We start from the raw sequence: 13893 nt of genomic DNA on the forward strand, positions 1-13893 counted from the left end.
CCGATGGCCGGGGGTCCGCAGATCCGCATCGACAAATGGCTGTGGCAGGCACGGTTTGTAAAAACCCGCACGCTTGCCGTCAGTCTTGTGTCGGGTGGAAAGCTGCGGATCAATGGCCAGAAAATCACCAAGCCCGGGCGGTCCATCGGCCCGGGCGATATTCTGACCCTTTCCATGCAGGGCGGGGTGAAGGTGCTGGAAGTGCTTGCCTGCGGCGAGCGGCGCGGACCGGCACCGGAGGCGCGTCTTTTGTATCGCGACCTTGACGAAACAGGCGTTTCGCCCGACCCCGATGATGTAGAACAGCCCGTCTGATCCGTGTCGCTTTTGCGCAAGGCCCGTCTTATGCTGCGCGGCTGTCTTGCATCACGGGCGTCTTGAGGCTACGAAGCCTCAACATCCAATTATGACCGGATTCGTGCCATGACCTATGTCGTTACCGACAACTGCATCAACTGCAAATACACGGATTGCGTCGAGGTGTGCCCGGTGGATTGTTTCTACGAGGGCGAGAACACGCTGGTGATCCACCCCGACGAATGCATCGACTGCGGCGTTTGCGAGCCTGAATGCCCCGCAGATGCGATTCGCCCCGATACGGAACCGGGGATGGAAGACTGGGTCGAGATGAACCGTAAGTATTCGGAACTCTGGCCGGTTCTGACGCAGAAAAAAGATCCGATGCCCGATCACGAGAAATATGACGGTGAAACCGGCAAGCTGGAGAAATATTTCAGCGAAGCGCCGGGTGAGGGCGATCAATAACTCTTTAGAGTTGTTCAGGAATTTCTGAAAATGCCAAAGATGCCTTGTCGCGTCTTTGGCATTTTTCTGTTGGCGGGGCTGTTGCAGAGTGCCGGTTAACTAAAGGTTTTGTTAATCTTGAGCTGTGCGGCTGTGACGCCGTGCTTTCCTGAGGCCCAATTTTATGGTATGGTCTTGGCACAATAGATCCGGACCTACCTGCTACGGACTGCTCACCGTATCAGTGATCTCACAGACCTACGGCACCTCAACGGCGCTTCGGCAGCCGAGGGTGTCTTTTGCTCTGTTTGTAAGGGCCAAACGGATTGGCTGCAAGGAAGCGACTGAATGACCAAGACCAAAAAATCGGAATTCCGCCCTGACGATTACGTTGTGTATCCCGCTCATGGTGTCGGCAAGATCATGTCGATTGAGGAACAAGAGATTGCCGGCCTGAAGCTTGAACTTTTTGTCATCTCCTTCGAAAAAGACAAGATGACCCTTCGCGTTCCCACCGCAAAAGCGACCGAAGCAGGTCTGCGCGGTCTGGCGTCTGCAGATGAGGTGGCGCGTGCGCTCAACACTCTCAAGGGCAAGGCCAAGGTGAAACGTGCCATGTGGTCGCGTCGGGCGCAGGAATACGAACAGAAGATCAACTCGGGTGATCTGCTGTCCATCGCCGAAGTCGTGCGCGACCTGCACCGTGCCGATGACCAGCGCGAGCAATCCTATTCCGAGCGTCAGCTTTACGAAGCGGCTCTCGAGCGCCTGACCCGCGAAATCGCAGCCGTTTCGGGCACCGACGAGGCCGGCGCCGCGAAGAAAGTCGACGAGGTGCTCGACAGCCGCGCTGCGGCCTGATCGGGCGACCAGTCATGAGAACAGGGCGGGTCCTTCGGGGCCCGCTTTTGCTTTTGGGCCCGCTTTTGCTTTTGGGGTAGGCCGGTTTTCGGGCTCCGGCTGTTTTGGCGGCCCCATGCGATGACGCATCCTCGGGCAAAACCTCATGGCCGCATGTCTCCCGCTTTGTGCAAGGCGCGTGCCTAAGAGGCGCGGCGAACAGGCCCAGCCGATATGCGGGCCGCGCTATGATTGATCCAGTTCGCCGACACTTGCCGGACGGTCGGTATCGACCTGCGGCGGGGGGGCGGTATCGCCCCGCATGGCAAAGCGCTGCGCGATCGCGGCCTGCAGACCCGCATTCAGCTCTTTGGTGCGCGCGATATATTCAAGGTTCTGCTCGATCGGCACACCGGGTTTCCAGACCTCGGCCAGCTCGCGGACCATCGCGCGATCCATCTTGAAGAAGATCCGTTCCAGCTCGGCCGCCTCATATTCGGACAGTCCCACATTTTCCAGCACGTAGCGGCCCACCCGCAGCGAGCTGTCATACATCTCGCGGACGATGTCATTGGCACCGGCCTTGTAAAGTTCGTAGACATGGACACGGTCGCGGGCACGGGCGACGATATGCAGATCTGGCCGCAGCTTGCGCGCATAGGTCACCAGACGGGTCACGGCATCCTTGTCATCAAGGGCGGCCACCAGCACCTGCGCTTTCATGATCCCTGCAGCGGCCAGAAGCTCGGGGCGGGTCGGGTCGCCGAAATAGCCTTTGTAGCCGAAAGCACGCATCAGCTGGATCATCTTCAGGTCATTATCCAGCATGGTGGTCCGGAAGCCCGACATGGTGACAAGCTGGTTCACCACCTGACCAAACCGCCCGATCCCCGCAATGATGATGGGCTGCTGCTCGTCGATCTCGTCGGGCTTCGGGGTCTCTTCGCGCTGGCGCGAGGCAAGGACACCCTGCAGGATGAACAGTAGCGGCGTGATCAGCATCGACAGCGCGATGACCAGCAGCACTTTTTCGGCCAGCGCCGTGGGGAAAATCCGCTGTCCGACAGCGAAGGACACCAGCACAAAGCCGAATTCCCCCGCTTGCGCCAGACCCAGCGTGAAAAGCGAGTGGTCGCGCCCCTGCATTTTGAACAGGTGGGCCAGCCCGTAAAGCACTGCGATCTTGATGGCGACAATGCCGACCACCATGCCGGTAATCTGTAGCGGGGCGCTGAGGAAGACGGCAAAGTTGATTCCGGCCCCGACGGTGATGAAGAACAGCCCCATCAGCAAGCCCTTGAACGGCTCGATCGAGGCTTCCAGCTCGTGGCGGAATTCGCTATCGGCCAGAACCACCCCCGCAAGGAAGGTCCCCAAAGCGGGGGAAAGCCCCACCATATTCATCAGCGTCGCGATGCCGACCACGATCAGAAGCGCAGTGGCCGTGTTCATTTCCGGCAGGCGGGTGCTTTGCACAAAGCGGAAAATCGGGCGGACAAGATAATGCCCCGCCAGCACGACAAAACCCACGGCAGCCAGCGTCAACAGCGTCACACCCCAGCCGGGCAGGGTGGCGATGAAGGTGGAGACGGGGTTATGGGCTTGCGCCTCGGCCTTGGCAAGCGCCCGTGCACCCGGTTGTGCCAGCAGGGGCAGGATGGCCAGCATCGGGATGACCGCGATATCCTGCGTCAACAGCACCGCAAATGTCGATCGTCCGCCCTGCGTCTGCATCAGCTTGCGCTCGTTCAGGGTTTGCAAGACGATCGCCGTCGAACTGAGCGAGAAAATCATCCCCAGCGCGAGCGCAATCGAGAGCGGCTGTCCCAAGATCATCGCGAACAGCGTGACCACGACAAGCGTGATCACCACCTGCAAACCGCCAAGGCCGACCAGCTTGTCCCGCATGGCCCAAAGAGCGCGCGGTTCCAGTTCCAGTCCGATCAGGAACAGCATCATCACCACACCGAATTCGGCGAAGTGCTGCAGGTCATCCATTTCCGAGCCGGTGAGCCCGAGAACGGGGCCGATCATCAGCCCCGCGATCAGATAGCCAAGCACCGATCCAAGCTTGGCACGGGTGGCCAGCGGCACGGCGATGATCATTGCCAGCAAATAGAGCGTTGCCTGAAGCAGAAAAGCTTCCATAGTCCGATCACGTCTTTCAATTCAGGGTGCCACGCACCGCCCGTCACCGTGCGGCGCGCAAGTCCCGCAGGGTTTTCGCAAGGCTAGTCCAGATAGCGGTCCGGAAAAACTGGATTTTCCGTGTAATGCGTCGCAATACCTGCTCACGCCCAAGCGATGGGCAAGGATCAGCCGTCGATCAGGTTGATCCGGTACGCTTTCGAGCCTTTCTGGTAGGTCAGCGACTTGTCATTAATGGCTGTGACCTGACCGCCATCGAAGCGATCCCCGATCTGCACTTTCACAAACCGCCCGTTGGGCATCCGCAACAGGGCACGGCGGTTGCTCTGGCTGCCATAGACGCCGATCAGGTTCACCTGATTGAGACGAATCGCATTATCATCCGTTGCCGCTTTGGCGACAGAGGCGGCCGTGGGCATGTTGGGCGCGGCTTTCGCCTCGGGCTCGTCATCCGCTTCAGGCGCAGTCGGGGCCGAGCGCGCGGTCTGCACGGGGGCGGGTTTGGGGGCGGCCTTGGGGGCTGCGGGCGCTTTCGGGGCAGGGGCGGCTTCGGCAGGCCGGTTGGCCATAGCGGCGGCCAAAGCGGATTGCACCGCACTCGAGAAATTCTGCGGGCGTCCCATCGGTCGGCGCGAGACGGTGACCGCCTGATCGGTGGCCGATGCCATCGCAGCTTGCGCGTCCTGCGCGGCTTTTTCTTCGGCGGCGCGACGGTCGGCCTCGGCCTTGGCGGCATCGGCCACAGCCGCAGGGCGCGCCCTGAGCGGCGAGGCGCTGGACAAGCGCGGATCATTGACCACTGCGCGCGCCTGTTCGACAGGGGCCTCTTCGGCAGCTTTGGCGTCTTGCGATGCCTCGGCCTTTGTCTGCTCCTTTACCTGCTCGGGCTTGGCAAGCGGTTTCGCATCGGGGGTCGTGGGGGTCGGGGGGGCGGTCTTGGTGTCCGCAACCGGCGCCGCGGTGGCTTCGGGCGCAGCAGCGGAAGCCGGTTTGTCCTGCGCCGCTTGCGCGGCTTTCTCGACCGCAGCGGGACGGGCTTTCGGTGTTTTGCCTTTGAGAGCCGGTGCCTGATAGGGCATCGGTTTGCCGGTCGCCTCGCTATAGGCGAATTTGACATCCTCCGGACGGGCGCGCGGCAGGCGGTCCGGCTTGCCTGCCACCAGCATGAATTTTCCGGGCATCAGGACCCCTTCGGGGGTCGGCGTGACCGTGCCATCTGCCTGCACGCGGGCAAGCTGGTTATAGGGCGGCGGCGCAGCGGGGGCTGTTGGCTCGGGATCGCGTTTGGGCGGTGTGCTGAGGGTGTCGACATGCCCCGTCAAGGCCTGAGCGGCAGCCTCTTGCCCCGTGCCGGTCGGGGACGTTTGGGGCTGTACCGCCGGAACGCCTTGCGCGGGCGTGCTCTCGGCTGTGGAGGTTTGTTCCGAGCCGGCCTCCGCAAGCGCCGTCGGTGATAGCGCCTGCTGTTCGGTGGCGCTGACATCGGTCTGCGCGGGGTCGGTCGTGTCTTCTCCGCCCATCAGCATGGCGATAATGGCCAGAACAAGGATCAACGCACCCGTCAGGATAAGGCCCAGATAGCGGGGCTTGCCGCCGATGGTGTCACCCAGATCGCGCGTCGGCGCGTCGGTTTCGTCCTCGGCGGAGGGGGGCGTGGTGCCGACTCGCGCGGTGATCGAGATCCTGTCGCGCCCGTCGCGTGCCCCCGAGAGGGGCGGGGAATCCTCGGCCAGAGGTCGGCGCGACACTGCGGGCGTGTCGAACGCCGGATCGGCCACGGGCTTGCGCAGCGCGCCCTCTTTGCGGGCCGGTTTGTCCTTGCGCCCTGCGGCGCGGCTGTCGCGATGCTCTGACTGCGCCACAAGATCGGCTGCACTATGGCGGGGCTCTGCCGTTTCGCGTTCGGCATAAAGGGCGGGTCCGGCGGCCTGTCCCGAGACCGGCATATCACGGCGCGCCCCTGAGAGCTTGCGGGTCGGGCCTGCACCTGCCGCCGTGCCTTCGGACATATGCGCGGAAAGTGGGGCTTCGCTGCCCGGCAGTTCTTCCGGACGATCCACACCGAATTCCGCCCGCAGGCGGTCAAGGTCGCTTTCCGGAATCGAGATGCGGTCCGAGCCGTTATTATGCCACTGGTTTTGCGGTGCGGCGGGTGCGGACATCGAGGGCGTCTGCGCGAAACCGTCCTCGTCCTCGGCATAGGGGCCGGATTCGGTGCCGAAATCGCGATCGTCCCACTGACGGTCCTGCCAAGGCTCGTCTGCCGGCTCCTGACCATATTCGGCCAGTTCCTCTGCCAGCGACGGTGGAGGAGGGCTGTCTTCGGGGGCGTCTTGCCATTGCGGCGCGGCGGGCGTGGTGAATTCGGATGGGGCAGGGCTCTCCGGTTCGGCTGGAGGAACCGGCAGCTCGGGCTGTGGTGGCGCGGGCTGTGGCAGCTCCTGTGGCGGATAGTCCGGTGCGGGCAGGTCCTCTGCCGGAGGAAGCTCGGGCGCGGGCAGGTCCGGCTCTGGCAGATCTGGCGTGGGCAGCTCCGGCTCTGGCTGTTCCGGCTCTGGCGGTTGCGGCGCAGGGTCTTGTGCGGGGGGAATATCCGCAGAGGTATAGGCTGCTTCTTCGGCTTCGCGGGCCGCTTGTTCGGCCATAAGCTGGTCATTCTGCGCCGCGCGCGCGGCTGCGGCGGCAAAGGCGGCCGCCCCGTCTTCGGGGGTGCAGATCACCATCGCATCGGTATCGGGCTGCACATGTTCGCCCTGTGCCAGATAGTCCGGCGCGAATGTTGTCATGCCGAACCACGGCTCGCCAACAAATTCCTCGCCCTTGGGGATCGCTACGAAAGACACGGGGCGCATCCCGTGGGTTTCGGCAAAATCCTCCGCCTCGCGCAGCGTGTCGCGGGCGATCACGGCCACATGCACGGTCTTTCCGGGGCCGGACCAGTCAAATACCAGATCGCTGACCGGATAAGGCGTCATGTCGATCAGCGCGGCTTCGATCTGGCGGCGGCGCTCGGCAATGGTGGGGCCGGGCGCATGCACCGCCGTATAGAGGATCTGCGTCGCGGGAATCGCAAGCTTGGTGGTGAAGCCCTGGCCGCCCAGCTGGACCGCTTTGGCGCGCAGCTTCGACATCTCGCTTTCCAGCGTTTCGGCGTCACCAATCGATACCTGACCATGCTCTGACCAGCCATATTGATGGCGTTCAAGGAGACTGACATTCTCTGCCGAGAAATTCAGGGCGAATTGAGGTTTCATGGTCTAGCTCGGTGCGTCTCATCGGTGCCTGTAAGCACCGTTTTGGTGTTTTGTTACTGGTAGCCGAGAACGGCCTTCAAGAAAAGCGGCGAACCACTGACAACGAAGAAATTGATCGCCATATCGGCGAGGCGCTGCCGGTTGGAGCAGCCAAATCTGGCAGGGCGCGCGGCACTTTTCCCGCTAGGATTTAGCGCAGCCACAGGCCCTCGCGCTTGATCGCGTTACGGATCACTTTTTCGCGGCGGGGCAGGTCGTTCTGGTCGAAGAGCGCGCGGATCTTCTTGCCCTTGCCTTGCAGCACGAGCTTCTTGATCGGCTCATAGGCTTTCAGGATTTTTTTCACCTTGTTCGGTGTGCAGACCTCTTCGACCATCGCGATCGCGGCATCGCTTTCGCGGGCATAGAGCAGAGGCAGCGTGCGGTAATGGCAGGATGTCAGGCTGTCGAGGCCCGCCAGTTCCGGTCCGGGGCGGCCACCTCCCAAGGAGGCGATCACAAGCGGCAGGGCAATCTGGTCCAGCCACGGGTCAAGCGACTGGCAGGCCAGCTCGTCAGGGGTATTGTCGCGGATCGACAGGGCATAGCGCAGAAAGCGCGTGCCGAATTCCTGCGCATCCGCCCCCAGAAACCAGCCCGCATTGAAATAGAGGAACCGCTCCCAGTATTCTTCCGGCTGTCCGAGGTCGAGTGTCGGCTCGAAGGGGATCTCGAAGCGGTCATAGAGGCACTTCCAGATGTCATGATAGCCCGGCCCGTACAGCGGAGGCTCGGGCCATGTGCCTTCGCGGCGCATGGAAGCTGTGGGATAGTCGAAATCGATCGCCAGATCGCTGAGCGGCCCCGTAAAGACGGTATCGGTGTCGAAAAAAAGGAAGGGCTCTGGGGGGAGTGCCAGCAGGGCCTCGATCTTGTTGCCATAGGGGTAGCTCTCGCCGAAATGCCGGTTCTCGAAGCTGATGATCTCGGCGCCTTCGGCCTCCAGCAGGGCGCGGGTTTCGGCAGAGATGGCCGTTGGCTGCGACCAGCGCGCGCCTGTCGGCTCGGCCACGATGAGCCGCCCCTTGAAATCGGGATTGCAGGCCCGGAACGAGCGCACGAAAATCACGGCCTCATGTTCCAGCCGCCCCTGCTGCGCGACGCAGAATACGATGAAGTCTTTCTGGGTCTTTGGCATCGACATGCAAAGGCGCTCCGGAATTATGGAATATTTATAATACGAGTCAGACTAGCACGGATAATGCCAGAATGTCTTTCGAATATTTCGCGGATTTTCAGGAGCTTACAGCGTCTCACCAAACCCTTAGAGGGTAGTGGTGGGTGACCCTGGAATCGAACCAGGCATGGGTCTCCCCGGCGGAGTTACAGTCCGCTGCCGCACCTTGCAGCACGTCACCCGACGCTGTGAGGGGGCTTTTACGGACAGTGATCGGGAGCGTCAAGCGCCTTTTTTCATTTTTCTTGCAACTCTTTCTCGGGCTTGCCAATCGTCGCGCAAATGCGCAGGAAGAAGATCAAGTATATAAGGGGAATCCGATGAAAAAGCCGGCTTGGGTTATCGATAAAGAACGCTCCAAACGCGCAGCGGCAGCCGAAACCGTCTGGTTGTTCGGCCTGCATGCGGTGCGGGATGCGCTTGTAAACCCTGATCGCACCCGTCTGCGCCTTGTCCTGTCGAAGAATGCGGCTGACAAACTGGCCGAGGCGATCGCGCAATCCGGTATGGAGCCGGAAATCGTCGATGTGCGCCGCTTTGCGAAAGATGTGCCCATTGCCGAGGATTCGGTCCATCAGGGGGCGGCTTTGGAAGTGAAGCCGCTTGATTGGGGTAAGGTGACGGATTTGTGCGAGCCGGGGCAGGCATCGCCGGTGGTGGTCCTGCTGGACCGTGTCACCGACCCGCATAATGTGGGGGCGATCTTGCGCTCTGCCGAGGTATTCGGGGCGCGTGCCGTGGTGGCACCGCATCGCCATTCGGCCCCCGAGACAGGGGCTCTGGCGAAAACCGCCTCGGGGGCGCTGGAGCGCCAGCCCTATCTGCGGGTGAAGAATCTGGGCGATGCCATCGAAGAGCTGCAGAAGATCGGCTATGTTGTCTATGGTCTGGCGGGCGAGGCCGAGATGACTTTGGCCGAAGGTCTGGCAAAATCGCCCGATCTGCCGATTGCTCTGGTGATGGGCGCCGAAGGGCCGGGGCTGCGCGAGCGCACGCGCGAGCTGTGCGATCATCTGGTGAAAATCCCGTTTGCTGCAGATTTCGGGTCGCTCAACGTGTCGAACGCGGCCGCCGTGGCGCTTTATGCGGCCCAGAATCGCGGCACCACCAAAGCGTGACCCAAGCGCCACATTCGAGGAAAAATGCGCTTCCGTCGTTCACATGCGCGCGATTTCAAGATTGTGGCCTTTTAATTGCCCGGATGCTTTCTAACTTGAATGACAGGAGGCGCAGTATCGGAACCACTGCGCTTCGAACACTGTCCCTCGTTCCGCACTCGCGCCCGGCCTTATGGTCTGGGCGCTTTTTTCTGGGGCAGGGCGTTACCGGAGGATATGATGGTTTCTGATGCCAAGCTGCGCGAGATATTCGCAACCACCAAGACCATCGCCCTGGTCGGCTATTCCGCGCATCCCGACAGGCCGTCGCATATGGTGGCCCGTTTTCTACAGGCCAAAGGCTATCGGGTGATCCCCGTTAATCCCGGCCTTGCGGGGCAGACGGCCTTGGGTGAAACCGTATATGCCGATCTTGCCGCGATCCCGCCGGAGATCGAGGTGGATATGGTGGATATCTTCCGCCGGTCGGAGGCCATGCCGGACATCACCCGCGACGCCTTGGCCCATCTGCCGCATCTGCAGGTGGTCTGGATGCAGATCGGTGTCGGCAACGAGGAGGCCGAAGCTCTGGCGCGACAGGCGGGCAAAACCGTGGTGGCTGATCGCTGTCCGAAGATCGAAATGCCGCGACTTGGCCTGTAAAAACCAATAGATCTTGCAGTGGCTGCTTAATATTTTTGCACTGACCGAATAAAATCACTGCAAATGCGTGAAATTGCGCGATTTTCTCGTCAAAATTCAAAAGCACTGCTATGAAAATGTGCCGGAAGTGAAAAGACAAACGGGACAGGCGATGGAATTTGATGTGGGTGCGAGATTGCGCGCGGTTCGTAAGGCGCGCAAGATGTCACAGCGGGAAATGGCGACAAAGTCGGGCATTACCAATGGGATGATCTCGTTGATCGAGGGCAATAAGACCAGTCCGTCGATCTCGTCCCTCAAGAAAATTCTTGAGGCGCTGGATCTGACATTGTCGGAATTCTTCGAGAGCGATGCGGCGGTGGTGGACAAGTTCGTGTTCCGCCACAACGAGTTGGAAAAAATCACCCCCGAGCAGGTGGACGGGGCGGGGATCAACCCGCTGTCCAGTGCGGCCACGCTGCGGCGATTGGGCTATAGTCAGGGCAGCTCCCTGCTGATGCTTTACGAGACCTATGAGCCCGGCGCCGATACGGGCGAGCCCTATACGCATGAGGGCGAGGAAGCGGGGTTCGTGGTCGAGGGAGAGCTGCTTTTGGAAGTCGATGGCGAGGTCGAGGTGCTGCAGGTCGGGGACGGGTATAAATTTGCCAGCACCAAGCCGCATCGTTTCCGCAATATCGGCTCGGAACGTTGTGTGGTGATCAGCGCCTGTACGCCGCCAACCTTCTGATCTGTCTGCTGCATGAAAAAACGCCCGAGGAATTCCTCGGGCGTTTTCATTTGTCGGATCCGGCGACAGTTTTACTGGATGCCCATCAACAGGCGCGGCAGCCAAAGCGACAGATCGGGGCAGAAGGTGACGATCATGGTCATCGGCAGGTGCCCGAAGATCAGGAATTTCATCGTCGGTTTGATATATTTATCAAGCGTCAGTTTCGAGACCCCCCCCGCCATATAGAGCATCGGCGCACAGGGCGGCGAGACGTTGCCCAGACCCAGATTGGTGCCGACGATGGCGGCAAAGTGGATCGGGTGCACGCCCAGATGGTTGATGACCGGCAGGAAGATGATTGCGGCCAGAACCGAGCCCGAGATGTCATCCACGATCATCCCGATGAACAGCAGCACGACGTTGATCAGCAGCAAGATGACGATCTTGTTGTCCGACAGCGACAGCATGGCCTCGGCCACTTCTTTCGGGATCTGCTGCAAGATCATCGCGCGGCTCATCATGAACAGGAAGAACAGCACCGAGATGATGGATCCGGTGGTGATGGCCGAGCGCACGAAGGAGGTGGCGAAGCTGCGCACCGTCAGCCCCTTATAGATGAAGAAGCCCACCGGAATGGCGTAGACCAGCGCGATGGCGGCAGCTTCGGTCGGCGTGGCGATCCCCGAATAGATCACGCCAAGGATCAGAACCGGCATCAGCAAGGCCCAGAACGCCTTGAGGCCCGAACGGCCGATATTCTGCACCGATTGCTGGAAGTCGAGCTTTTCTTCGACCTTGATCGTGTCGACATTCCGCAAGAAGACGAAGTTCAGCACGACATAGATCAGTGCCAGAAGCAGGCCGGGCACGAGCGTCGACAGGAAGGCTGCCCCGACCGACAGGCCGCCGGTGATCGCGAAAACGATCATCGGGATCGAGGGCGGGATCATCAGCGCCAGCACCGAAGAACATGCCACAAGGGCTGTCGCATGTCCTGCGGGGTAGCCTTCGCGCACCATGCGCGGGATCATGATCTGGCCGATCGCGGCAATGGCTGCCGAAGACGACCCCGAGATCGCGCCAAACAAGGCGCAGGTGATCACGGTCACGGCCCCGAGGCCGCCTTTGACGCGCCCGACAAGCGAGTTCACGAAGTTCAGAAGGCGTTCGGAGATTCCGCCTTCGGCCATCAGCGTCCCCGCCAGAACAAAGAGCGGCAGCGCCAGAAGGGCGAAGCTGGAGGTGGTCTGATAGGCGTAAGGCAGCAGGAAGGATACATCCGAGCCGCTTGCCAGCCCGAAGATCAGCGCGCCCGTCCCGAAGGCCAGCGCAATCGGCATTTCCGCCAGCAGCAGGATGACGACAAGCGCCATAGAGAGGAAGAAGATGGTCATTGCTCGGACCCTTTCGACTGGCTCGCCGCCAACAGGACAGGATTGCGGAAGACGCAGATCTGGTTAACGAATTGCAGGGCCAGATAGAGAACCATGCCGCCGAAACCGAAAATCAGTGACGACGACCACAGCCAGCGCGGCCAGCGCATGTAGGAGCTCATGCGGTTCTTGTCGATTTCGAACATGGCATAGCGGATGGCGTAATAGGCGAAAACCGCCGCAGCGATCAGCGAAAGCACCGTCATCACGATGCGCACAAGCTGGATGGCGCGCGGGTTCTTGACCACCAGCGTCAGGATGCCGCCGTGGATATGCTCGCCGTTGCGGGTCACATAGGCCATGCCCAGAAAATAGGTCCACACCCCGAAAAGAAGGGCGATCTCTTCAATGCCGACGAAGGGCGAATGGAAGACATAGCGCAGAAGAACCTGCGCGAACATCAGCCCGGCCAGAGCGAGGCCGAACACGAATAAGGCGGTAAAGATAATCCCCGCCAGAACTTTCTCTGCCGACAGGACGGCTTTGTAGAAGCCTGTGGGCTGCCATTCGGGAATGGCTGTCAGTTGATCGGGGATCTCGGTCGGGTCGATTTCAGCGACATAGATATAGGAATCCGCGCCGACCGGTTCGCGCGGATGCTGCTTGGATGAACGGGTCATGAAAGCCTTCGGAGGATCAGGAAAAAGAAACCCGGCGTTGTCAGACAACGCCGGGACGACACAGGCAGAGATTACTCGATGCCCGCAGCTTTACGCAGTTTGCCCATGATCTCGGGGCCAACCACTTTTTCCATTTCCGGCCATTCGGTATCGTAAACGATCTTCTTGGCAGCGGCCATCTGTTCGTCGTTCAGGTGAACAATCTCGACACCGGCATCTGCCGATTTCTGGATATATTCGTCGCTTTTCGCTTTGGCTTCGACCCATGCATGGTCGATGACCTTATCGGCAGCCGCCTGAATTTCGTTACGCTCGTCTTCGGGCAGGCCATCCCACCAGTCTTCGTTCACCAGCCAGAAGGCGGTTTCGAAATAGTCGTTGGTCAGGATGTTGGCATCCAGAACGTCGCGCATGTTGTAGGTCTCGACAGCGGTCGAGAAGGCGCGGGCATCAACGGTGCCCAGCTGCAATGCGGTGTAGACTTCGGCCAGCGGGATCGGCACGGCCGAGAACCCGAGATTGGAGAAGCGGTCCACTGCGATTGCGACACCGGGGACGCGGATCTTCACGCCTGCCGCATCGGCAGGGAAGTTGACCGGACGCGCCTTGACGCCCTTACGGATGACCACAGACCCGAAATCGGTCGGGATCAGGCCGATGGCATGCAGGCCCATATCGTGCAGGATGTCGTTATAGACCGAAAGCATATCCGAGCCGGGGCCATAGACGCGCTTCGCGTCGTCCCAGTTGTCCACAACATAGCCGAGCCAGCTGAGATCGAGGCGCTGATCGAACTCGGATGCGCCCCAGGTCAGGCTCATCGGCACGACGCCTTGCATGGTTTGCTCGAACAGCGAGGTCCAGTCGCCCAGATCACCGGCGGGATGATAGTCGACATTGATGTCATCGCCCAAGTCGGCAATGAATTCCTCGGAGAGCGAGTGGAACACGTGTTCGGTGTTCATGGCATGCGCCAGAATGAACGTGTCTTTTGCGTGGGCGGGCGCGAAGCTGGCAAGCGCACAGAAAGCGGCTGCGCTGGTTGCGCGAAGAAGAGTCTTGATCGACATGTTAATTTTTTCCCCTGTTGTAGGTCCAAAGGACCGATAACCGGTTTTGGCTAACATGCACGGTCTTGTTACACAAATATATTAAACAACGATCCA

At 60.7% G+C, this 13893-nt stretch carries 12 protein-coding genes and 1 tRNA gene; 6 read left to right on the plus strand and 7 right to left on the minus strand.

Annotation, left to right across the window (positions count from 1 at the left end; genetic code table 11):
- Window positions 1–3 precede the first annotated feature (3 nt).
- The 3 genes from RPE78_RS10150 to RPE78_RS10160 all read left to right on the plus strand — a co-directional run bounded on the left by RPE78_RS10150 (window position 4) and on the right by RPE78_RS10160 (window position 1605).
- The gene (locus RPE78_RS10150; RefSeq protein ID WP_339109361.1) at window positions 4–315 is read left to right on the plus strand and encodes an RNA-binding S4 domain-containing protein; all 312 of its coding nucleotides are present in this window, start codon (window positions 4–6) and stop codon (window positions 313–315) included.
- A gap of 108 nt (window positions 316–423) precedes the next feature.
- Window positions 424–765: a ferredoxin FdxA gene (gene fdxA / locus RPE78_RS10155; protein ID WP_339109362.1), complete on the plus strand. Its 342-nt coding sequence runs from the start codon at window positions 424–426 to the stop codon at window positions 763–765.
- Between the two features lie 327 nt (window positions 766–1092).
- Window positions 1093–1605: a CarD family transcriptional regulator gene (locus RPE78_RS10160; RefSeq protein WP_339109363.1), complete on the plus strand. Its 513-nt coding sequence runs from the start codon at window positions 1093–1095 to the stop codon at window positions 1603–1605.
- Window positions 1606–1830: 225 nt separating this feature from the next.
- Here the strand turns inward: RPE78_RS10160 and RPE78_RS10165 are convergent, their stop codons facing one another.
- From RPE78_RS10165 to RPE78_RS10180, 4 genes are all read right to left on the minus strand, one after another.
- On the minus strand, window positions 1831–3732 hold the full coding sequence (locus RPE78_RS10165) for a cation:proton antiporter (protein WP_339109364.1): 1902 nt from the start codon (window positions 3730–3732) through the stop codon (window positions 1831–1833).
- A gap of 167 nt (window positions 3733–3899) precedes the next feature.
- On the minus strand, window positions 3900–6986 hold the full coding sequence (locus tag RPE78_RS10170; RefSeq protein WP_406720485.1) for a hypothetical protein: 3087 nt from the start codon (window positions 6984–6986) through the stop codon (window positions 3900–3902).
- A 190-nt stretch (window positions 6987–7176) separates the two neighbouring features.
- On the minus strand, window positions 7177–8169 hold the full coding sequence (locus RPE78_RS10175) for a hypothetical protein (RefSeq protein ID WP_339109366.1): 993 nt from the start codon (window positions 8167–8169) through the stop codon (window positions 7177–7179).
- Window positions 8170–8300: 131 nt separating this feature from the next.
- Window positions 8301–8384 (minus strand) — tRNA-Tyr (locus RPE78_RS10180).
- A 138-nt stretch (window positions 8385–8522) separates the two neighbouring features.
- Between RPE78_RS10180 and rlmB the strand changes: the two genes are divergently transcribed.
- The 3 genes from rlmB to RPE78_RS10195 all read left to right on the plus strand — a co-directional run bounded on the left by rlmB (window position 8523) and on the right by RPE78_RS10195 (window position 10692).
- Window positions 8523–9320: a 23S rRNA (guanosine(2251)-2'-O)-methyltransferase RlmB gene (rlmB, locus tag RPE78_RS10185; protein ID WP_339109367.1), complete on the plus strand. Its 798-nt coding sequence runs from the start codon at window positions 8523–8525 to the stop codon at window positions 9318–9320.
- A gap of 216 nt (window positions 9321–9536) precedes the next feature.
- A complete protein-coding gene (locus tag RPE78_RS10190) occupies window positions 9537–9962 on the plus strand; it encodes a CoA-binding protein (protein ID WP_339109368.1) in 426 nt (141 codons plus the stop codon).
- A gap of 151 nt (window positions 9963–10113) precedes the next feature.
- Entirely contained in the window at window positions 10114–10692 is a 579-nt protein-coding gene (locus RPE78_RS10195) for a cupin domain-containing protein (RefSeq protein WP_339109369.1), read from the plus strand.
- A 71-nt stretch (window positions 10693–10763) separates the two neighbouring features.
- Here RPE78_RS10195 and RPE78_RS10200 read toward each other — a convergent pair whose 3' ends face one another.
- The 3 genes from RPE78_RS10200 to dctP form a co-directional block, all read right to left on the minus strand.
- Window positions 10764–12068 (minus strand): TRAP transporter large permease, encoded by a 1305-nt coding sequence (locus tag RPE78_RS10200; protein ID WP_339109370.1) that lies wholly within the window; start codon window positions 12066–12068, stop codon window positions 10764–10766.
- Window positions 12065–12727 (minus strand): TRAP transporter small permease, encoded by a 663-nt coding sequence (locus RPE78_RS10205; protein ID WP_339109371.1) that lies wholly within the window; start codon window positions 12725–12727, stop codon window positions 12065–12067. The genes RPE78_RS10200 and RPE78_RS10205 overlap by 4 nt, the downstream gene beginning before the upstream one ends.
- Before the next feature lie 71 nt (window positions 12728–12798).
- The gene (gene dctP / locus RPE78_RS10210; protein WP_339109372.1) at window positions 12799–13797 is read right to left on the minus strand and encodes a TRAP transporter substrate-binding protein DctP; all 999 of its coding nucleotides are present in this window, start codon (window positions 13795–13797) and stop codon (window positions 12799–12801) included.
- Window positions 13798–13893 lie beyond the last annotated feature (96 nt).

The sequence above is a fragment of the Thioclava litoralis genome, from assembly GCF_045278885.1.
Taxonomy (GTDB): domain Bacteria; phylum Pseudomonadota; class Alphaproteobacteria; order Rhodobacterales; family Rhodobacteraceae; genus Thioclava; species Thioclava litoralis.